Below are 20,897 nucleotides of genomic sequence, written 5' to 3' on the forward strand. Positions count from 1 at the left end.
CGCGCCGGTCATATGCCGCCACCGGGCCCGGCCGGCTGCTCCGCGTGTGAGAGCGCCCGGGGCCCGGGGCAGGGTCATCCTCGGCTGCCGCTGCCGAGCGTCTTGCGCCAGTGGAAGCCGCCGGGCAGGTTCACGGTGATCGTGCGGCGCCCGTCGGCCGTCTTGGTGACCCGGAATCCGCGCCCGCCGTAGCTGTGGCCGACGCCGCTGCGCGAGAGGTTGAGCCTGAACGGCCCCATCTTTATCGACTTCCGGTAACTCCAGCCCATGTGTCCCTCCGTGCTGTCCGATGGACGGGCAACTACCCGGGACGTGATCGACAAACGTGGAGTTATCGCGACAAGTCCTGCCGGCCAAGGGAAACCGGCGGAGGAGTGATCGGCTGCGGGGGCGGCGAGGCGCCCACCGGAGCGGTCCAACCGGGCAGGTCCGCGATGGCCGGACGCCAGCCGTACCCCCGGACCGCCGACTCCTGCATGGCCAGGGCGGCCAGCCGGCGCAGCGAGGCGTCCTCGACCGCGGCCAGCTCCAGGTAGGCGGCGGTGACGCGGTCCTCCACCAGGGCGGCCAGGCGCGCGGCGTCGGAGGCGGCGTTCACCGGGAACGGGAGATCGTAGGCCGCACCCGACTCCGAGGGGGTGCCGCCCCTGGCGGCGATCAGCCCCCGGAGCTGGTCGCGGCGGGCGCGGTGGGCGTTGAAGCCGTCCGTCGCGGAGGACCGGTGCCCGCCGCTCGTGCGCGCGCCCACGATGCCGTACGCGTACACGGCGGCGTGCTCGGCGTCCAGCACCTTGTTCAGGGCGCTGAGCGGCTGCGGCGCGCCGGTCACGACACCCTCGCCAGGGCGGCGACGTGCGCGGCCTCGCAGGCGCCGATGCAGGCCAGGAGCTGGGCCAGGGCGGGGGAGACGTCGCCGATCTGGCGCGGCCGGGTGGCCGCCGCCTTGCGCTCGGCCTCGCGCAGCCTGCCGATCGAGACCTTGCCCGATGACGCCGAACCCGACGCCGAGGGCGTGGGCGCCGACGGGGCCGGAGTGGCGGGCCTCGGCGTCCTCGGCAGGCGGCGGCGCAGCTCGGCGATGTGGGCCTCGTGGCGCCGCTGGAACGGCAGCAGCGCGGCGGCGGCCTTGGACCCGGGCGCGGCGGCCTGCCGATAGAGGGCGACGATGCGCTCCTTGTCGGCGATGACCTTGGTGACCAGGACGGTCTCGGGGTCTGGCGGGGCAGGAGTGGACGGGGAGGTGACCTCCCGCCCGGTGGAACAGCCGGCGACGGCCGCGGCGACCGCCCCTGCGGCGGTGCCGCGCAGCACCGCGCGCCGGGACACGGCACGCTGACGCACGGCGCCTCCCGTGGATGACGGCTTTTGCTGGCTTGGCACATAGCATCGTACGGCGCGGGAAGCGGTGGGTGACCGAGTGGCGCTCTTTCCGCGTCGTGGTGTCGATAGGCTGGTGAACCGTTGGGGCGAGGTACGCCTTCGGCCGCCGTGTTCGGACGGCCGATAATCAATGGGAGGTCAGCATGGGCGCCGATGCTCGACGTGACCGCCTGATCAAGCTTCTCGAACCCGTCGTCGCCGTCGAGGGCCTCGATCTCGAGGACGTCACGGTGACGCCCGCCGGCAAGCGGCGGCTCCTGCGCATCATCGTCGACGGCGACGGCGGCGTGAGCCTCGACAAGGTCGCCGACGTCAGCCAGCTCGTCTCCAAGGCGCTCGACGAGAGCGACGCGATGGGCGGCAGCCCGTACGTCCTCGAAGTCACCTCGCCCGGGGTCGACCGCCCGCTCACCGAGCCGCGCCACTGGCGCAGGGCCAAGGGCAGGCTGGTGAAGGCCGACCTGCGCGACGGCACCTCGGTCGAGGGTCGCGTCCTGTCGGCCCTGGACGCCGGGGTCGAGCTGTCCGTGGAGGGCGCGACGCGCCTGCTCGCCTGGGACGAGCTCGCCAAGGGGCGGGTCCAGGTCGAGTTCAGCCGGCCGGACGGCGCGGAGGACCTGGAAGAAGACGTGGACGACCTGGACATGAACGACACCGACGACACCGACGACACCGACGACGTGGAAGACACGGACGACGAAGACGAAGACGAAGAACACGACGCCGGCGGCGACGGCGCCAAGGGCTAAGGGGGAGCCTTGTGGACATTGACATGAGCGTCCTGCGCAGCCTGGAGCGGGAGAAGGACATCTCCTTCGACCTGGTCGTCAAGGCGATCGAGGACGCGTTGCTCATCGCCTACCACCGCACCGAGGGCGCGGCGGGCAAGGCGCGTGCCGAGCTGGACCGCGCCTCCGGGCACGTGAGCATCTGGGCCTCCGAGCTCGACGAGGAAGGCCAGGTGATCCGGGAGTACGACGACACCCCCGGCAACTTCAGCCGCATCGCCGCGACCACGGCCAAGCAGGTCATCCTGCAGCAGCTCAGGAACGCCGAGGACGAGATCAACTTCGGCGAGTTCGCGAGCCGCGAGGGCGAGCTGGTGGCGGGCGTCATCCAGCAGGGCAAGGACCCCCGCGTGGTGCTGGTGGACCTCGGCAAGATCGAGGCGATCCTCCCGCACAACGAGCAGGTCCCCGGTGAGGAGTACGTCCACGGCGAGCGGCTGCGCTGCTACGTCGTGCAGGTGAAGAAGGGGCACAAGGGGCCGTCGGTCACGCTCTCGCGCACCCACCCGAACCTGGTCAAGAAGCTGTTCGCCCTGGAGGTCCCCGAGATCGCCGACGGCACCGTCGAGATCGCGGCCATCGCCCGGGAGGCCGGCCACCGCACCAAGATCGCGGTCCGCTCGCGGCGGGGCGGCGTCAACGCCAAGGGCGCGTGCATCGGCCCGATGGGGTCGCGCGTCCGCAACGTGATGACCGAACTGCACGGTGAGAAGATCGACATCATCGACTGGTCAGAGGATCCCGCCGAGTTCGTCGGGAATGCCCTGTCGCCCGCGCGGGTTTCCCATGTCGAGGTAATCGATCTGGACGGGCGGGTGGCGCGGGTCACCGTGCCCGACTACCAGCTCTCGCTCGCGATCGGCAAGGAGGGGCAGAACGCCCGCCTCGCCGCTCGCCTTACCGGCTGGCGCATCGACATCCGCCCCGACACCCAGGCCGCCGCGCCCGGGGACGTCCGGGATTCCGGAGATGCGGGGAATACGGGGAATGCCGTCGGTCCCGCCGATGCCTCCACAAGGTAAGCTTGAATACGGTGGCCGGGCGGCCCCTCTCAGAACATGTGTGGGCTGCCGGGTTCGCACGGTAAAGTCCGAGCTGCTCCGCCTGGTGGTGGTCGAGAACGAGATCGTTCCCGACCAGCGAGGCCGGTCGCGGGGCCGGGGTGCCTACGTGCATCCGGCTCTGCGATGCCTGGAGCTCGCCGAACGTCGCCGGGCGTTCCCGCGTGCGTTCCGCACAGCGGGGCCGCTCGACGCGGCGTGCGTGCGGGCTTGTCTCGCGGGGCTTGACGCCGAGTAGGACCGGGTGAATGGTTACCAACTGTCATGTAGGACGCCGAGTCGATAGGCGGGTCAGATAGCGATGAGCGCCTGATGAGCATGCGGCGATGAGTACGTCTAGGTAGCGACGGTCCGGCGGCACAGCCTCCCGGGCCGAGTTAGGGAGTGCAGTGGCGAAGGTCCGAGTCTACGAGCTCGCCAAGGAGTTCGGAGTCGAGAGCAAGGTCGTGATGGCCAAGCTCCAAGAAATGGGCGAGTTCGTGCGATCGGCGTCTTCAACGATAGAGGCGCCGGTGGTCCGCAAGCTTACGGAGGCGCTCAAGGGCTCCTCCGATTCCAGGGGCGGCGACAGGTCGTCCAGGGCGCCGAAGGCGTCCCCCCGTCCGGGTCCGAGCCCGGCCGGCAACGGTGCGACATCCGGCCAGGGGGCTCCGCGCCCCGGCCCGCGTCCCGGTCCCGGGCCGCGCCCGGGTCCCGGTAACGCCGGTCCCGGCAACGTCGCGCCGCGTCCGCCCGTTCCGATGCCCCACGTGAACCAGCAGCCGGCGCAGGAGGCTCCTCGCCCGGCGCCGCGTCCCGAGGCTTCTCGGCCGGCGGCGCCGCGCCCGGAGGTCCCGCGGTCGGAGGCTCCGAGGTTCGAGGCCCCGCGTCCGGAGGCGGCACGTTCCGAAGCGCCGCGCTCGGAAGCGCCGCGTTCCGAGGCGCCGCGTTCCGACGCCCCGCGTTCCGAGGCGCCCCGTTCGGCGTCCCCGGGCGCCCGGCCCGGCCCCGGTCCGAAGCCCGGTCCCCGTCCCGGCCCCGCGCAGCGTCCGGCGGCGTCCTCCGCTCCCGGCGGCGGCGCCCCTGGTGGCGCGCCCGCCGGCCCGAGGTCCGGTGCCCCGTCGTCCGGTGGCGCGCCGCGTCCCGGCGGCCCGAAGCCGGGCCCGCGCGGCCCGCGTCCGGGCAACAACCCGTTCTCGTCCACCGCGAGCGGCATGGGCCAGCGCCCGCCGCGTCCGGGCCGCGAGGGCGGTGGCCCTCCCGGTCGTGACGGTGGTCCCCGTGAGGGCGGCCCCCGTGAGCCGCGCCGCGACGGCCGTGACGGTCCTCGCGAGCCGCGTCGCGAAGGCGGCCCCCGCGACGGCGCGATGCCGCGTCCGCCCGGCGCCCGTCCCGGCGCGCCCGGTGCGGGTGGCCCGCGTCCGGGCCCGGTGCCCGGTCCGCGTCCCGGCGGCGGTCCCGGTGCGGGCGGTCCCCGTCCCGGTGGTCCGCGTCCGAACCCGATGATGATGCCCTCGCGTCCGCTCGGCCCCGGTGGGGGCGGCGGTGGCGGTGGCGGCGGCGGTCGTCCCGGTGGCGGTGGCGGCGGCGGTCGTCCCGGCGGTGGCGGCGGTGGCCGTCCCGGCGGTGGCGGCGGCGGTCCTCGTCCCGGTGGCGGCGGCGGTTTCGCCGGTCCGCGCACGGGTGCGGGCGGTCGTCCCGGCGGCGCGGGAGCCGGTGCCGGCGGTGGTGGCGGCGGCGGTGGTTTCGCCGGTCGTCCCGGTGGTGGCGGCGGTCGTGGCCGTGGCGGCACGGCGGGCGCCTTCGGGCGTCCCGGCGGGCGCCCCACGCGTGGCCGCAAGTCCAAGCGCCAGAGGCGTCAAGAGTTCGACAACATGCAGGCGCCGTCGATCGGCGGCGTGCAGGTTCCCCGTGGCACCGGCCAGACCCTGCGCCTTCCGCGCGGAGCCTCGCTGTCCGACTTCGCCGACAAGATCGGCGCGAACCCGGCGTCGCTGGTGCAGATCATGCTGCACCTCGGCGAGATGGTGACCGCCACCCAGTCGGTGAACGAGGAGACCCTGCAGCTCCTGGGCGCCGAGCTCAACTACGCCATCCAGGTCGTCAGCCCGGAGGAGGAGGACCGCGAGCTTCTCGAGTCCTTCGACATCGAGTTCGGCGAGGACGAGGGCGACGAGGCCGACCTCGCGCCGCGTCCGCCGGTCGTGACCGTCATGGGTCACGTCGACCACGGTAAGACGAAGCTGCTGGACGCGATCCGCAACACCAACGTGGTGGCCCGCGAGGCCGGCGGCATCACCCAGCACATCGGCGCGTACCAGGTGGCGACCGAGCACGAGGGCAACGAGCGGAAGATCACCTTCATCGACACCCCGGGTCACGAGGCGTTCACCGCCATGCGTGCCCGTGGTGCCCAGGCGACCGACATCGCCGTGCTGGTGGTCGCCGCCGACGACGGTGTGAAGCCGCAGACCATCGAGGCGCTCAACCACGCCCACGCGGCCAACGTGCCGGTCGTGGTCGCGGTGAACAAGATCGACAAGGAGGGCGCGGACCCGACGAAGGTGCGGGCCCAGCTCACCGAGTACGGCCTGGTCGCCGAAGAGTACGGCGGCTCGACGATGTTCGTGGACATCTCCGCCAAGCAGGGTCTCGGCATCGACGACCTGCTGGAGGCGATCCTGCTCACGGCGGACGCCGAGCTCGACCTGCGGGCGAACCCGACGATGGACGCCCAGGGCATCGCGATCGAGGCGCACCTCGACAAGGGCCGTGGTCCCGTGGCCACCGTGCTGGTCCAGCGCGGCACGCTGCGGGTCGGCGACTCCATCGTCTGTGGCGAGGCCTACGGCCGCGTCCGGGCGCTGCTCGACGACAACATGCAGCCGGTCAGCGAGGCCGACCCCTCGCGTCCGGTCCTGGTGCTCGGCCTGACGGCCGTCCCCGGCGCCGGCGACAACTTCATCGTCGTCAGCGACGACCGGATGGCCAGGCAGATCGCCCAGCAGCGGGTGGCCCGGCAGCGCATCGCCGACATGGCGAAGTCCAGCCGCCGCCGCACGCTCGAAGAGCTGTTCCAGGACATGGAGAAGGGCAACACCGACGAGCTCAAGCTCATCATCAAGGGTGACGTCTCCGGTTCGGTGGAAGCTCTCGAGGACGCGCTGCTCAAGATCGACGTCGGCGAGGAGGTCCGGCTGCGGGTGCTGCACCGCGCGGTCGGCGCCATCACCGAGTACGACGTCAACCTGGCGATCGCGGACGACAACGCCGTCATCATCGGCTTCAACGTGCGCCCCGAGGTGCGGGCGCGCGACCTGGCCGAGCGCGAGGGCGTCGACATCCGCTACTACTCGGTCATCTACCAGGCGATCGAGGAGATCGAGGCGGCCCTGAAGGGCATGCTGAAGCCGGAGTTCGAGGAGACCCAGACCGGCACCGCCGAGGTCCGCGAGGTCTTCAAGGTTCCGAAGATCGGCAACGTCGCGGGCTGTCTGGTCCGCTCGGGCACGATCACCCGCAACAGCAAGGCCCGGATCATCCGCGACGGTGTCGTCGTGGCCGACAACCTCACGGTGTCGTCCCTGCGCAGGTTCAAGGACGACGCGACCGAGGTCCGCGAGGGCTTCGAGTGCGGTATCGGCCTCGGATACAACGACATCAAGATCGACGACGTCATCGAGACGTTCGAGATGCGGGAGAAGCCGCGCGTCTGACGGTGTCGAGGTAGTACGGCGGCGGGCGTCCGCGGGGTTCCCCTCGCGGGCCTCCGCGGACGCCCCGCCGTGCCCTCACCCGGGACAAGCGGCGCCTGGCCATGTACATAGGTGCTCTGACTCTGGACATCCTGCTGGGCGACGTTCATTCGCTGAAGCAGAAGCGCTCCGTGGTGCGCCCGCTGATCGCCGAGGTGCGCCGGCGGTTCCCCGCGGTCGCGGTCGCCGAGACCGGCCACCTCGACCTGCACCGCCGCAGCGAGATCGGCGTCGCCGTCGTCTCCGCCACCGCCGCCAACTGCGGCGAGGTCATGGAGGCGTGCGAGCGGCTGGTCGCGTTCCACCCGGAGATCGAGGTGCTGTCCGCGAGACAACGGCTCTTCAACGAGGACGAAGATTAGAGGCCCGCGGGAAGTCATGCTTCCCGCGGGCCGTTAAGCGAGTAAAGCGAGCAAAGAGGGGGAGCGCGATCGTGGACGCAGCACGCGCCCGTAAACTTGCGGACCGCATTCAGCAGGTCGTGGCCGAGATGCTGGAGCGGCGGATCAAGGATCCCCGCCTCGGCTTCGTCACCGTGACCGACACCCGCATCACCCCCGACCTCCGTGACGCGACGGTCTACTACACCGTGTTCGGCTCGGAGGCCGAACGGGCGGACACCGCCGCCGCCCTGGAAAGCGCCAAGGGGATCATCCGCTCGGAGGTCGGCCGCCAGACCGGCGTCCGGCACACCCCGACGCTGACCTTCAGCCACGACCCGCTCCCCGACAGCGCGCGCCACCTGGACGAGCTCCTCGCCGAGGCCCGCGCCCGCGACGAGGAGATCGCCAAGAAGGCCGAGGGAGCGGTCCACGCCGGCGAGGCGGACCCCTACCGCAAGCCCGGCGAGGAGGACGAGGAGGCCGACGACGACTTCGGCGGCACGGCCGAGCCGTCCGCGGACAGGGCGAGGCGTTCCGCGCTGTGACCACCGGCACCTCCTCCCACACCCCGTCCCGCACAGGGCCCGCGCACGTCGTCCACGAGGGCGACTGGCGGCGGGCGGCCGAGCTCGTCCGGGGGGCCGGCGAGATCGCGCTGGTCTGCCACGTCTCCCCCGACGGAGACGCGCTCGGCTCCATGCTGGGCATGGGGCTGGCCCTGCGCGCCGCCGGCAAGCGGGTGGCCGCGTCGTTCGGCGAGCGGCGGTTCTCGGTGCCACGGCTGCTGCGTTACCTCCCCGGACAGGACCTGCTGGTGGAGCCCGGCGACTACCCGGCCGAGCCCGAGCTGATGATCAGCTTCGACGTCCCCAGCCTCGACCGTCTCGGCCTGCTCGCCCCCAACGCCGGCAAGGCCCGCGAGCTGATCGTGATCGACCACCACCCGTCCAACACGGGCTTCGGCAGCGTCCCGCTCGTCGACCCCGCGGCGGCGTCCACGTCCATGCTCGTGGAGGAGCTGCTCGACCGGCTCGGCTGCCCGGTGGACCGCGACATCGCCACCTGCCTGTACACGGGACTGGTCACCGACACCGGGTCCTTCCGGCACTCCTGCACCACTCCCGCGGCGCACCGCATGGCGGCCCGCCTGGTGGCGGCCGGCCTGCGCACCGACGAGATCGCGCGCGAGCTGTGGGACCGTTCCCCGTTCGCCTACCTCAAGGTGCTCGGCGCGGCCCTCGGCCGGGTCACCCTCGACCAGGGCGCGGCGGGCGGGCTCGGCCTGGTGTGGACGTACGTCGACCGCGCCGACCGCGCCGCGTACTGCCTGCCGTACGAGGAGTGCGAGGGCATCATCGACGTGATCCGCCGCACCGACGAGCCCGACGTGGCCGTGGTGCTCAAGGAGGACGACGACGGCGCCTGGCAGGTGTCCACCCGCTCCAAGGGGCGGGTCGACGTCGGCAGGGCCTGCACGGCCATGGGCGGCGGCGGCCACGTCCGGGCGGCGGGTTTCACCTCGCACGACTCCCCGGAGGAGACCGTCGCGAGGTTCCGTTCCCTTCTGCGCCCCTCGGTCTGAGGCACGCGCCGGTTTCTCGGTAAGGACAGGTCTGGGATGAGCACGACGGGCGGCACCGGAGCGGGCGAGGGCACGGCGCGGGCCAGGCGTACCGCGCCGCCCAGCGGTCTGATCATCGTGGACAAGCCCGCCGGCTGGACGTCCCACGACGTCGTCGGCAAGATGCGGCGCCTGGCCGGCACGCGCCGGGTCGGGCACGCGGGCACCCTGGACCCGATGGCGACCGGCGTGCTCGTGGTCGGCGTCGAGAAGGCCACCCGCCTTCTCGGCCACCTCGCGCTGACCGAGAAGGGGTACGACGCGACGATCCGCCTCGGGGTCACGACGAACACCGACGACGCCGAGGGCGAGGTGCTCGCCGAGACCTCCGCCGCCGGCGTGGCCGACGAGGCGGTCCACGCGGGCGTCGCCGCGCTCACCGGGCCGATCCTCCAGGTCCCGCCGCAGGTCAGCGCCATCAAGGTGAACGGCGAGCGCGCCTACAAGCGGGCCAGGGCGGGCGAGGAGGTCGCGCTGGCGGCCCGGCCGGTGACCGTCCACGCGTTCGAGGTCACCGCCGTGCGGCGCGAGGGGGACGCCGTGGAGGTGGACGCGTCGGTGAGCTGCTCGAGCGGCACCTACATCCGCTCGCTGGCCCGCGACCTGGGGGAGGCGCTGGGCGTCGGCGGCCACCTGACGAGCCTTCGCCGCACGCGCGTGGGGCCGTACGACCTGTCGGTGGCCAGGACCATCGACCAGCTCGCGCAGGACTGCGCGATCCTGCCGATGGCCGAGGCGGTGGCGGCGGCCTTCCCGCGCATGGACGTCTCGGAGGAGCAGGCCCGTATGATCGGCCACGGCGGGCGGCTTCCCTCGGCGGGCCTCGGGGGCGGCCCGATCGGCGTCTTCGGCCCCGACGGCGCCCTGCTCGCCCTGGTCGAGGAGCACGGCAGAACGGTGAAACCCCTCGCCGTCTTCGTCCCCTGACCTCACCCGCGCCGGCCGTGCCGCCTGACCTCGCCTGGGCTCCCCGCGTTCCCCGACCCGCCCGGACTGCCCGCGTTCCCTGACCTCACCCAGGCCATACGCGTTCCCTGACGTCGCTGGGGCTGTACGCGTCCACTTACGCCGTCCGGTCCGACGCCGACGTCTTCCGCGCCGTCTTCGTCCCCTGACGTCGTCCGCGCTCCCGCCGACGGCGGGCCTCGCCGTGCCCTCGTCACGGCGGTAAACGTTTGCGGTCCATCAGGGGTCGCGTCATCCCAGGTCAAGACCGCGCGTTTGACCATCTCGCGTCCGAAACGCAACATTCGGGTAATAACTTAGAAACTTATAATCTTTACGTTCGTCGCATGAGGCCGTCCGACACACCCCCCGAGCTCCCGGTCGAGATCGACCGGGCGTCCCCCGTCCCCTACCACGAGCAGATCTACCGCCTGCTGCTCGACATGATCGTGTCCGGGCGCCTCGCCCCCGGCCAGAAGCTGCTCCAGGAGAAGGAGTACGCGGCCCGCCTCGGCGTCAGCCTCGCCCCCGTGCGGCAGGCCATCCTCGCCCTCGCCAAGGACGGCTACCTGACCAGGACGCGCGGCCGGGGCACCTACGTCCGCGAGATGAAGGTCGGCACCGACATCCAGTTGCTGTCGAGCTTCACCGCGACGCTGAACGCCACCGGCCTGCCGGCCTCGATGCGCGTGCTGGCCGCCGAGACCGTCCCGGCCGCCGAGCACGTGGCGCAGAGCCTCGGCCTCGCGCCCGGCGCCGAGGTCTTCAGTCTGCGGCGCGTCGCGTACCTCGCCGGTGAGCCCGTGGTGCTGCTGTCGGCCTCGTTACCGGTCGCGCTGTTCCCCGGCCTGGCCGAGGCCGACCTGGGCGGCTCGCTGTACGAGCTCCTGCACCGGCGCTACGGCACGGTGATGACCTCCGCCCGCAACGTCATCGAGGTGGTCCGGGCGCTGCCCGAGCACGCCTCCCACCTCCAGGTCCCCGTCGGGGAGGCCCTGCTGCGCGTGGACTCCGTGACCCGCGACCAGCACGGCACCCCGGTGGAGTTCTCACAGGTCCTCTACCAGGCCGACCGGTTCAGGTTCGAGATCGAGAGCCACCCCCAGCAGGGCGTGGGCCTGCCGTCCGGCCCGCCTCCGTCCTTCGCGGTCCACCCCACCATTCCCGCTCAGACGCCACCCTCTCCGATCCCGCCTCCGACGACACCGCTCTCCCCGACACCCCCGACGGCATCTCACGACGGGCGGGCGGCCGCGCGGCCGCCCGGCGCGTCGGCACCATAGCTCCACCCGCTCCATAGAGAGGGGCCATTGCCGTGGCCATACCGAGTCAAATCCCGGCGTCCTCCTCCGACAGGCAGGCCGGCGTCTTCGTCCGGAACGCCACCGGACTGATCCGCGAGGTGTCGTTCTTCGACGCCTTCGTGATGAACACCTTCGGCATGAACGTCGCGGTCGGCGGCGTCTTCCTCTTCCTCCAGGCCCAGACGGCGTTCTCCGGCGGCAACATGCTGCTCGCCGTGGTCATCGGCACCCTTCTGATGGCGTTCACCCTGCTGCGGGTGTACGCCGAGTTCTCCGCCGCCATGCCCCGCTCGGGCGGGGACTACGTGTTCGTCAGCCGCACCCTGCACCCGATCGCCGGGTTCCTGCTCTCCTGGAGCCAGGGACTGTGGATGATCTTCTTCTGGATCGGCTTCAACGCCTACTTCGCGCTCACCTTCGCGGTCCCGGCCGCGCTCGCCACGCTGTCCTCCGTCACCGGCCAGTCCGTCTGGCTGGACATGAGCAACGGCCTGCTGGCCAAGCACGACCTGCTCGGCATCACGACCCAGTGGTGGGTGCTCGGGCTCGGCACGGTCATCACCGTCGGGTTCGGCGTGCTGATCGCTCTCGGCGGCCAGCGGTACTGGCGCTGGCAGAAGGTCCTGTTCGCGGTCGCCGGGATCAGCCTGCTGGTGTCGTTCGCGCTGCTGCTCTTCAGCGGCGGGCACATCTCCGCCGGGTGGGACGACTTCGCCGCGCGCAACCACGGCCTGACCTTCGACCAGATCATCCCCGCCGCCGAGAAGGCCGGGTACACCGGTAACGGCGCCGCGTTCAGCCTCGTCGACACCCTGCTCATGCTGCCGTGGGTGTTCTTCGTGGTCGGCTACGCGCAGGGGTCGGCGCAGATCGGCGGCGAGATCAAGCGGGCGTCCAAGACGCAGTACCGCGCCATGGTCGGCGGGGTGCTGATCAACGGCCTGGTGCTCGCGCTGCTCACGATCGTGCTGACCTCCCACGTGACGCCGGAATGGCTCGGTAGCCTCGGCTACCTCGCGAGCGCCGCCCCCGACACCCTGGGGCTGCCCGCGGGCCTGCCGCCCGGCTTCAACTTCCTGGCCGCGCTGCTCACGCACAATGTGTTCCTGTTGCTGATCATCGGCATCGGGTTCGTCATCTGGGCCGTGATGGGCACCCCGCTGTCGACCATGCAGTCCACCCGGTACATGCTCGCCTGGGCCCTGGACCGCACGGTGCCGCAGAAGCTCGGTGACGTCAGCGAGCGGTTCCACACGCCGGTGAAGGCCATCGTCCTGTGCGTGATCACCGGCGAGATCGCGCTCGTGGCGCTGGTCAACTGGTCGGACGCGAGCCTGCTCGGCGCCCTGCTGGCGCAGATCCTGGCGTTCATCGTGGTCTCGCTGGCGGGCGCGGTGTTTCCGTACCGGCTGCGGGACGTGTGGGAGTCGGCGGGCGGCCGGCGCGTGCTCGGCGTCCCGGCGGTCACGCTGGCCGGCGCGGGCGGCGTGCTGGCGCTCGGCGCCCTCATGATCACCTTCATCGCGGACGACACCATCAACTCGGCATTCGCCGTGACCCGGCAGATCTCGCTGTGGTTCATGGCCGGCGTGGTGGTCAGCGGCGTGATCTGGTACGTCGCCGCCCGCCTCGTCAACCGCAGCCGCGGCGTCGACCTCAGCCTGGTCTACCGCGAGATCCCTCCCGAGTGATCGGCACGTGACCGGCACAGCCCGGGTGAGTCGGCCCAGGCCCACCAGAGATCCCCAGCAAGGAGTTGTCCGAATGCCTCCGACCGGTACCGAGGGCGCGCGCCGCGTGCTCGTCATCGGCAACCTCACCATCGACGACGTCGTGCGCCCCGACGGCACGGTGCGCATGGCCAGCCCCGGCGGCAACGTCGTGTACGCGGCGCTGGCCGCCCGGCTGTGGAACCCGGTGACTGCCGTCGTCACCCGGCGCGGCGACGACCTGCCGCCCGGCATCCTGGAGACGCTCGGCGGGCGGGGCGTGGACACCTCCGCGGTCCGCGCCGTCGAGGGGCCGACCGTCCGCAACTGGGTGGTCTACGAGGACGACGGGCGGCGCCACTGGATCTACCGGACGCCGCGCGAGCGCTCGGCGCAGGTCGCGGTGCGTCCCGGGGACCTCCCCGAGGAGTGGCTGCGGGACGGCCCGGTGGTGCACGTCGCGGCCATGCCCCTGCCGGCGGCGGCCGCGCTGGTCGAGCACGTCCGGGCGCACGCCCCCGGCGCGCTGATCACGCTGGACACCCACGAGGACTGGGCGGACAGGGACGCCGTCATGGAGCTGGCCGCGCGGTGCGACGTGTTCGTCCCCAGCCGGGAGGAACTGGCCGCGCTCGCCGGGTTCGACGACCCCGTCCGGGCCGTCGCGCTGCTGCGGGAACGCGGCGTGCCGGCCGTCGTGGTGAAGCTGGGCGGGGACGGCGCGCTGGTCGGCGCGGACGGCATGCCCGCGCCCGAGGCGATCCCCGCCCGCCCGGCGCGGGTGGCCGACACCACGGGCGCCGGCGACACCTTCTGCGGGGCCCTGGCCGCGGCCCTCGCCTCCGGGCTCTCCCTGCCCGAGGCGGCGCGCCGGGGCGTCGCCACCGCCGCGTGGGCGGTCGAGGACTACGGCTCGCTCGCCCTGGCCGGCCTCACCCCCGAGGACGCCCGCCGCCGCTACGCCGCGGAGGGCGGGGAGGCGGCGGTCACGGGCATGGACGCCGCGTCCGAGCCCGCGGGAGACGCGGCGCCCGGGCTCCCGGCCGCCGTTAACCCCGTGACGTCGGAGGAGGCGCCGTACGACATCGACGTGATGCGCCGCGAGATCGCCATGATCCCGGAGGTGATCGCCCAGCACCTGGACGACCCGGGCGGGCACGTCGCGCGCGTCGCCCGGGCCCTCGGCGACTGGGGGATCGAGCACGTCTTCCTGGTCGGATGCGGGGACTCCCACTTCGCCGGGCTGGCCACCGCGCTGGCCTTCCAGCGGCACACCGGCGTGCACGCGCGCGCCGTCCACGCCCTCGACTTCGCCCGGTACCAGGTGAGATACCTGCCCGAGCGCAGCGCGGTCGTGTGCGTGTCGTTCTCCGGCAAGGTGGGCCGCACCACGGAGGCGGCGATCCAGGCGCGCCGGTTCGGTCACCTGGCCGTCGCGCTCACCAACAACGAGAGCGGCGCGCTGGCCGAGGCCTGCGACCTGGTGCTGCCCATCAGCGTGCCGACCCTCGGCTTCTCGCCGGGCACCAGCACCTACCTCGGCATGGTGGCGACCCTGGACGACCTGGCGCTGCGCTGGGCCGGTGTCCGGCGGCGCGACACGACCGAGGCGCGTGCCGCCCTGCGCACCGCGCCCGGCCTGGCCGAGCGGACGCTACGGGAGAACGCGGGCCCGGCGGACAAGGCCGCGCGGGTGCTCGCGGAGCACGAGTGGATCACCTTCCTCGGCGCCGGCCCCAACGAGTCGTCGGCGAAGTTCGGCGCGGCGAAGCTGTTCGAGGGCCCGCAGCTCGTCGGGGTGAGCACCAACCTCGAGGAGTGGGCCCACGAGGAGTACTTCGTGACCGGCCAGGGCACTCCGGTCGTGCTGGTGGCCCCCTCGGGAGCGGGCGCCGACCGGGCGGCGGAGATCCTCGACGAGATCGGCTTCATCGGGGCCCACCCGATCGTCGTCAGCGACGCCGTCCCCCGGCTGCCCGCGGTGCACCTGCCGCTGGCCGCCGGGCTGCCCGAGGAGTTCTCACCGCTGCTCGCCGCGCTGCCGCTGAGCCTGATCGGTTTCCACCTCGCCGAGGTGCTGGGCAAGAAGAGCTACAACTTCCCCAGCGAGGCCGCCAGGACCGAGCACTACGACACGATCCACCGCGTCGTGATCGGAGAACCCGCGTGACCGCATCCCCGCCGGTGCCCCTGGCCGACATCGAAGCCGAGGCCGCCCGCCTCACCACCGCGTTCGCCGATCTCGGGCTGACCGTGCGGCTGATCGGCGGCCTCGCCATCGCCCGGCACCGCCACCGCGACGTGCCGGACGCGCTGCGCCGCGAGTACGGCGACATCGATGTGGTCATCCTCCCCAAGCAGGGCAAGGCGTTCCGCGCCGCCATGGCCGCCCTCGGGTACGCGGCGAACGTCCGGTTCAACAACATGCGCGGCGACCGGCGGATGCTGTTCGCCGACGAGCCGAACGGCCGCAAGCTGGACGTCTTCGTCGGAGGGTTCCAGATGTGCCACAGCATGGACCTGTCCGACCGGCTGGGCCTGCACCCCGAGACGCTGGCCCCCGCCGACCTGCTGCTCACCAAGCTCCAGGTGGTGGAGGTCAACCGCAAGGACCTGACCGACGCCCTCACCATCCTGCTCACCCACGACGTCGAGGCGGTGGACGCGCCCGGGGAGGCCCGCGACCACGTCAGCACCGACCGGCTCGTGAGGATCACCAGCGCCGACTGGGGCTGGTACACCACGTTCACCGACAACCTCGCCCGGCTGCCCGGCCTGGCCGCCGAGCTGCTCGCGCCCGCCGAGGCCGAGATCGTCGCCGGCCGCGCGCGCCGGATCGGCGAGGTGCTCGAAACCGCCCCGAAGTCCCTGAAGTGGCGCGCCCGCGGCACGGTGGGCCGGCGGATCCCCTGGTACGACCTCCCCGACGAGATCGGAGGGCCCATCGATGCGCGGGCATGACGTCAAGATCTTCTTCGCCACCGACATCCACGGATCGGACCGCTGCTTCCGCAAGTTCGTCAACGCCGGCAAGTTCTACGGCGCCGACGTGCTGATCATGGGCGGGGACATCACCGGGAAGATGCTCGTGCCGATCGTCCAGGCCCCCGGCGGGCGCTACCGGTCCCACCTGTTCGGCCGGGACCGCGAGGTCGGGGAGGCCGAGCTGCCCGCGCTGCGCAAGACCATCGCCGACGCCGGCTTCTACGCCTACGACACCACCCCGGACGAGATCGCCGAGTTCCGCGAGCGTCCCGAGCTGGTGGAGGAGACCTTTCGCAAGCACATGCACGGCACCCTGGCGGCCTGGATGTCGCTCGCCGAGGAACGTCTGGCCGGCACGGGCATCATGTGCCTGCTGGCGCCCGGCAACGACGACCCGCTGTTCGTGGACGACGTGCTCGGCTCCTCCGACATGCTGGTCAACCCGGACGGGCGGCTGGTGGAGCTGCCCGGCGGCTTCACGATGATCTCGGTGGGCTACTCCAACCCGACCCCGTGGGACTCGCCCCGCGAGCTGCCGGAGGACCGGCTGGCCGAGCGCATCGACCGCGAGGCGGCCAAGGTGCCCGACATGTCCAAGGCGATCTTCAACCTGCACGTCCCGCCCAAGGACACCCCGATCGACCAGGCCATGGCCCTGGACGCGGAGTTCCGCCCGGTGCTGAAGTCCGGCAGCCCGGTGATCACCGGGGTGGGGTCCCAGGCCGTGCGCGACGCGATGGCGACCTACCAGCCCCTGCTCGGCCTGCACGGTCACATCCACGAGTCGCGCGGCGAGGCCGTCATCGGCCGCTCCCGCTCGATCAACCCGGGCAGCGAGTACTCCGAGGGCGTGCTGCGCGGCGCCCTGATCACCCTGTCCACCAGGAAGGGCGTCCGTGGGTACCAGCTCGTCGCCGGCTGACCCCGGCCCGGGGGGCGCGGCGCGGCGCGGCAGGCTCGTCGCCGTCATCGGGTCGGCGCGGCTGGAGGAGCCGGACCCGGCGTGGCACCAGGCGCTCGCCCTCGGCGCGGCGCTCGGCGGCCGCGGCTGGGACGTGATGACCGGCGGGTACGGCGGGTTGATGGGCGCCGCCGCCCAGGGGGCGCGCGAGGCGGGCGCCGTCGTGATCGGGCTGCCGATGCGGACGTGGGCCGCGCTCGCCCCCAGCCCGTGGTGCACGGAGCTGCGCTGGGCGGAGGACTACGCCGGGCGGCTGCGCCACCTGCTGGCCGCCGACGCCGTCGTGGCCCTGCCCGGCGGGGTGGGCACGCTCGGCGAGGCGGCGATGGTCTGGTCCGCCGCGCAGACCGAGCCCGGCGCCGCCCGGCTGGTGCTGCTCGGCCCGCGGTGGCGCCGCCTGCGCGAGGCGTTCGCCGCCGACCTGGTGATCGGGCCCGCCGACCTGCGGCTGGCCCCCGTCGCCGAGGACGTCGCCGAGGCCGTCACGCTGCTCGACCAGGTCTTGGCCGCCGCGCCCGCCCCGGCCCCGGGGCCGCGCGGATGACCGGGTCTCCCGAAGGCCAGGCGGACGTGGTGGCCGGAGGCCAGGTGGACCTGGTGATCCGCGCCGCCCGTGCGGTCGTGGGCGGCGGTGAGGTGGCGGCGGCGGTGTGCGTGCGCGACGGCGTGATCACCGCGGTCCTGCCGTACGACGCGCCCGCGCCGGAGACGGACGAGGTGGTCGAGCTGGGCCCCGACGTGGTGCTGCTGCCCGGCCTGGTGGACTCCCACGTGCACGTCAACGAGCCGGGGCACGCCGACTGGGAGGGGTTCGCCACCGCCACGCGGGCCGCCGCCGCGGGCGGGATCACCACGCTCGTCGACATGCCGCTGGACAGCGTCCCGGCCACCGTGCGGGCCGAGGCGCTGGAGGCCAAGCGCGCCGCCGCCTCCGGGCGCTGCCTCGTGGACGTCGGCTTCTGGGGCGGGGCGATCCCCGGCAACCTGGGCGGGCTGGCGGCGCTGCGGCGCGCCGGGGTGCTGGGTTTCAAGTGCTTCCTGGCCGACTCGGGCGCCCCGGACTTCCCCCCGCTGAGGCCGGACCAGCTCGTGGCGGCCATGCGCGAGGTGCGCGCCTTCGACGGCGTCCTGCTCGTGCACGCCGAGAGCGCCGCCGCGCTCGCGGGCCGCCCGCCGGCGCGGGGGCCGGGCTACGCGGGCTTCCTCGCCTCCCGGCCGGACCAAGTCGAGGAGGAGGCCGTCGCCACCGTCATAGAGGCCGCGCGGCTGACCGGCGCGCGGGCCCACATCGTGCACGTGTCCAGCGCCCGCGTGCTGCCCGCGATCGGCGCGGCGCGGCGCGCGGGCGTCCGCCTCACCGCCGAGACCTGCCCGCACTACCTGGCGCTCACCGCCGAGGAGGTCCCCGAGGGCGCCACCGAGTACGCCTGCTGCCCGCCGATCCGGGCCGCCGTCAACCGGGAGCCGCTGTGGTCCGCGCTGTCGGGCGGTGTCCTCGACCTGGTGGTCTCCGACCACTCGCCCTGCGCGCCCGAGCTCAAGCACCCCGGTGACTTCGGCGCCGCCTGGGGCGGCATCGCGTCCCTCCAGCTCTCGCTGCCGGTCGTGTGGACCGAGGCCCGGCTCCGCGGGGTCGCCCTGCCCGAGGTCGTGCGGTGGATGAGCGAGGCCCCGGCCCGCCTCGCCGGCCTGCCCGCCAAGGGCGCGATCGCCCCCGGCCGGGACGCCGACCTGTGCGCCTTCGCCCCCGACGAGGGCTTCGTCGTACGCGCCGGGGACCTGCACCACCGTCATCCCGTCACCCCGTACGCGGGCCGCCGCCTGTACGGGCGGGTCCGCCGCACCTGGCTGCGCGGGCGCCGCGTCGACCCCGCTCGCCCCGCCGGACGCCTGCTGGCGGCCCCGGCGAACCACCTGGAGGGCATCCGATGAGGATCCTGGTCGTCAACCCCAACACCTCCGAATCCATGACGCGCGCCATCGGCGAGACGGCCCGCCGCGCCGCCTCGCCCGGCACCGAGATCCTCGCCGTCCAGCCCCTGTACGGCCCCGAGGCGATCGACTGCGCGATGGAGAGCCACCTGTCCGCGGTCGCGGTGATGGACCGCGTCCTGACGTTCGGCGAGCCTTACGACGCGGTGGTGATGGCCGGGTTCGGCGAGCACGGGCGCGAGGGCGTCCAGGAGATCGTCGACGTCCCCGTGCTGGACATCGCCGAGTGCTCGGCACACGTCGCCCAGTTGATCGGCCGCAGCTACTCGGTGGTCACGACGCTCCCGCGCTCGGTCGCCGCCATCGAGGACCGGCTGCGGCTGGCCGGGCTCGCCGACCGCTGCGCCTCGGTCCGGTCCTGCGGGCTGTCCACGCTGGACGTCGACCGCGACCCGGCCGCCGCGATGGAGGCGATCGTCGCGGAGGCCGCGCGGGCGGTGCGCGAGGACCGCGCCGAGGTGATCTGCCTGGGCTGCGGCGGCATGGCCGGGCTGGACGAGGCCATCACCGCGCGGCTGGGCGTGCCGGTGGTGGACGGCGTGGCGGCGGCCGTGCGGCTGGCGGAGGCCCTGGTGGGGCTCGGCCTGAGCACCAGCAAGGTCTGCACCTACGCGCCCCCCGACCCCAAGGAGATCACCGGCTGGCCGCTCTCCCGGCACCTCGGGGCGGAGGTCCGATGAGCGACGCCACGACCGGCGGCACGAGCGCTGGCACGACGGGAGGCATGATGAACGCGACGGGTCGTCCAGGGGCGGCGGGGCCGCCCGGCGTCGATCTGGCGTCCCGATGGCTCGGCGGCGGGGTGGTCGCCGCCAGCGACGAGTCCTTCGGCTTCAAGGAGAACCTGCTGGTCCCGGAGGCCGCCGACTTCACGCCCGGCCGCTACGACCACCGCGGGGAGATCGTCGACGGATGGGAGACCCGGCGGCGGCGCGGGGATCCCGGCCACGACTGGGCGATCGTCCGGCTGGGCGTCCCGGGCGTGATCACCGGCGTGGACGTCGACACCAGCTTCTTCACCGGCAACTACCCGCCGTACTGCCGGGTCGAGGCGTGCGGCCTGGAGGGATACCCCGGACCGGACGAGCTGGCCGCCGCCGCGTGGGCCGAGATCGTGCCCACGAGCCCGCTGAAGGGGGACGGCCACAACCTGTTCGCGGTGTCCGATCCGCACCGGTTCACCCACGTCCGGCTGTCCATCGACCCGGACGGGGGAGTGGCCCGGCTGCGGATCCACGGCGAACCGGTCCCCGACCCCCGGCACTGGGACGGTGTCACGGTCGACCTGGCGTCCCAGGAGGAGGGCGGCCGGGTCGTGGACAGCAGCGGCGGCTTCTACACCTCCGCCGAGCTGCTCAACCGCCCCGACCGGGCCCGCACGATGGGGGAGGGCTGGGAGACCGCCCGCCGCAGGGACGACGGCCACGACTTCGCCGTGATCAGGCTGGCCGCCGCGGGCCGCGTGCGCCGGATCGAGATCGACACCAGCCACTTCAAGTACAACGCCAGCGCCGAGGTCGCACTGTACGGCCACCCGGGGCAGGACGGCGCGTCCGGCCACCCGGGGCAGGACGGCGCGTCCGGCCACCCGGGGCAGGACGGCGCGTCCGGCCGCCTCGGGCAGGACGGCGCGCCGCCCGCCACGGGCCCCGGCTGGGTCCCGCTGCTGCCGCGCACCCGGATCCGGCCGGACACCAGGCACGTCTTCACGCTTCGCGAGCCGGGCGAGGCGGTGACGGCCGTCCGCCTGGACGCGTTCCCCGACGGCGGAATCTCGCGCGTCCGGCTGGTGGGGACGGTGGAGCCGCGCGCCCGGCTGCGGGCGGGCCTGCGCTGGTTCGGCGCGCTCCCGGCCGGCCAGGCGGCGGCCTGCCTGGCGGACGCCGGGCTGTCGTCGGCCGACATCGCCCGCACCGTGGCGGCCAGGCCGCTCACCGAGGACTTCCCGGCGTCCCTCCCCGAGGGCGGCGCCTGGGATGTGCTGAGGGCCTGGATCGCGGGCGCTCCCTGAGCCCACCGCCGGGCCGGCGATCG

19 protein-coding genes and 1 pseudogene are annotated in these 20,897 nt (G+C 73.3%); 17 read left to right on the forward strand and 3 right to left on the reverse strand.

Annotated features, from left to right (window positions below; genetic code table 11):
* Positions 1 to 74: 74 nt before the first annotated feature.
* The 3 genes from DQ384_RS03055 to DQ384_RS42045 form a co-directional block, all read right to left on the reverse strand.
* Positions 75 to 269 (reverse strand): DUF4236 domain-containing protein, encoded by a 195-nt coding sequence (locus DQ384_RS03055; protein WP_114027135.1) that lies wholly within the window; start codon positions 267 to 269, stop codon positions 75 to 77.
* A 62-nt stretch (positions 270 to 331) separates the two neighbouring features.
* Positions 332 to 829 (reverse strand): ferritin-like domain-containing protein, encoded by a 498-nt coding sequence (locus DQ384_RS42040; protein ID WP_220182757.1) that lies wholly within the window; start codon positions 827 to 829, stop codon positions 332 to 334.
* Positions 826 to 1,341 (reverse strand): hypothetical protein, encoded by a 516-nt coding sequence (locus tag DQ384_RS42045; protein ID WP_220182758.1) that lies wholly within the window; start codon positions 1,339 to 1,341, stop codon positions 826 to 828. The genes DQ384_RS42040 and DQ384_RS42045 overlap by 4 nt, the downstream gene beginning before the upstream one ends.
* 182 nt (positions 1,342 to 1,523) lie before the next feature.
* Here DQ384_RS42045 and rimP point away from each other — a divergent pair.
* From rimP to alc, 17 genes and pseudogenes are all read left to right on the forward strand, one after another.
* Positions 1,524 to 1,994: pseudogene (gene rimP / locus DQ384_RS03065) on the forward strand (ribosome maturation factor RimP); the annotation flags it as partial.
* A gap of 146 nt (positions 1,995 to 2,140) precedes the next feature.
* Positions 2,141 to 3,190 carry a transcription termination factor NusA gene (gene nusA / locus DQ384_RS03070; protein ID WP_114027138.1) on the forward strand — a complete coding sequence of 350 codons (1,050 nt, stop codon included), beginning with the start codon at positions 2,141 to 2,143 and terminating at the stop codon, positions 3,188 to 3,190.
* Positions 3,174 to 3,467 (forward strand): YlxR family protein, encoded by a 294-nt coding sequence (locus DQ384_RS03075; protein WP_114027477.1) that lies wholly within the window; start codon positions 3,174 to 3,176, stop codon positions 3,465 to 3,467. Before nusA ends, DQ384_RS03075 begins: the two co-directional genes overlap by 17 nt.
* 211 nt (positions 3,468 to 3,678) lie before the next feature.
* Positions 3,679 to 6,924, forward strand: coding sequence for a translation initiation factor IF-2 (infB, locus tag DQ384_RS03080; RefSeq protein ID WP_425451413.1), 3,246 nt, complete (start codon positions 3,679 to 3,681; stop codon positions 6,922 to 6,924).
* A 101-nt stretch (positions 6,925 to 7,025) separates the two neighbouring features.
* Positions 7,026 to 7,325, forward strand: coding sequence for a DUF503 domain-containing protein (locus DQ384_RS03085; protein WP_114027140.1), 300 nt, complete (start codon positions 7,026 to 7,028; stop codon positions 7,323 to 7,325).
* Positions 7,326 to 7,393: 68 nt separating this feature from the next.
* Complete coding sequence (rbfA, locus tag DQ384_RS03090) at positions 7,394 to 7,891, forward strand: 30S ribosome-binding factor RbfA (protein ID WP_114027478.1); 498 nt, start codon at positions 7,394 to 7,396, stop codon at positions 7,889 to 7,891.
* Positions 7,888 to 8,928: a DHH family phosphoesterase gene (locus tag DQ384_RS03095; protein WP_114027141.1), complete on the forward strand. Its 1,041-nt coding sequence runs from the start codon at positions 7,888 to 7,890 to the stop codon at positions 8,926 to 8,928. Before rbfA ends, DQ384_RS03095 begins: the two co-directional genes overlap by 4 nt.
* Positions 8,929 to 8,964: 36 nt before the next feature.
* A complete protein-coding gene (gene truB, locus DQ384_RS03100; RefSeq protein ID WP_114027142.1) occupies positions 8,965 to 9,894 on the forward strand; it encodes a tRNA pseudouridine(55) synthase TruB in 930 nt (309 codons plus the stop codon).
* Positions 9,895 to 10,259: 365 nt separating this feature from the next.
* Positions 10,260 to 11,195, forward strand: a complete 936-nt coding sequence (locus DQ384_RS03105) for a GntR family transcriptional regulator (RefSeq protein ID WP_114027143.1) — start codon at positions 10,260 to 10,262, stop codon at positions 11,193 to 11,195.
* 32 nt (positions 11,196 to 11,227) lie between these two features.
* Positions 11,228 to 12,907, forward strand: a complete 1,680-nt coding sequence (locus DQ384_RS03110) for an APC family permease (RefSeq protein WP_114027144.1) — start codon at positions 11,228 to 11,230, stop codon at positions 12,905 to 12,907.
* 73 nt (positions 12,908 to 12,980) lie between these two features.
* Positions 12,981 to 15,095, forward strand: coding sequence for a PfkB family carbohydrate kinase (locus DQ384_RS03115; RefSeq protein ID WP_114027145.1), 2,115 nt, complete (start codon positions 12,981 to 12,983; stop codon positions 15,093 to 15,095).
* Positions 15,092 to 15,886, forward strand: coding sequence for a nucleotidyltransferase family protein (locus DQ384_RS40915; protein ID WP_181870995.1), 795 nt, complete (start codon positions 15,092 to 15,094; stop codon positions 15,884 to 15,886). The genes DQ384_RS03115 and DQ384_RS40915 overlap by 4 nt, the downstream gene beginning before the upstream one ends.
* Positions 15,873 to 16,832, forward strand: coding sequence for a metallophosphoesterase family protein (locus tag DQ384_RS03125; protein WP_114027146.1), 960 nt, complete (start codon positions 15,873 to 15,875; stop codon positions 16,830 to 16,832). Before DQ384_RS40915 ends, DQ384_RS03125 begins: the two co-directional genes overlap by 14 nt.
* Positions 16,807 to 17,415, forward strand: coding sequence for an LOG family protein (locus DQ384_RS03130; RefSeq protein WP_114027147.1), 609 nt, complete (start codon positions 16,807 to 16,809; stop codon positions 17,413 to 17,415). The genes DQ384_RS03125 and DQ384_RS03130 overlap by 26 nt, the downstream gene beginning before the upstream one ends.
* On the forward strand, positions 17,412 to 18,803 hold the full coding sequence (gene allB, locus DQ384_RS03135; RefSeq protein WP_114027148.1) for an allantoinase AllB: 1,392 nt from the start codon (positions 17,412 to 17,414) through the stop codon (positions 18,801 to 18,803). The genes DQ384_RS03130 and allB overlap by 4 nt, the downstream gene beginning before the upstream one ends.
* Positions 18,800 to 19,543 carry an aspartate/glutamate racemase family protein gene (locus DQ384_RS03140; RefSeq protein ID WP_114027149.1) on the forward strand — a complete coding sequence of 248 codons (744 nt, stop codon included), beginning with the start codon at positions 18,800 to 18,802 and terminating at the stop codon, positions 19,541 to 19,543. The genes allB and DQ384_RS03140 overlap by 4 nt, the downstream gene beginning before the upstream one ends.
* The gene (gene alc, locus DQ384_RS03145) at positions 19,540 to 20,874 is read left to right on the forward strand and encodes an allantoicase (RefSeq protein ID WP_245966221.1); all 1,335 of its coding nucleotides are present in this window, start codon (positions 19,540 to 19,542) and stop codon (positions 20,872 to 20,874) included. Before DQ384_RS03140 ends, alc begins: the two co-directional genes overlap by 4 nt.
* Positions 20,875 to 20,897 lie beyond the last annotated feature (23 nt).

It is taken from the genome of Sphaerisporangium album, from assembly GCF_003323745.1.
In the GTDB taxonomy this organism is placed as follows: domain Bacteria; phylum Actinomycetota; class Actinomycetes; order Streptosporangiales; family Streptosporangiaceae; genus Sphaerisporangium; species Sphaerisporangium album.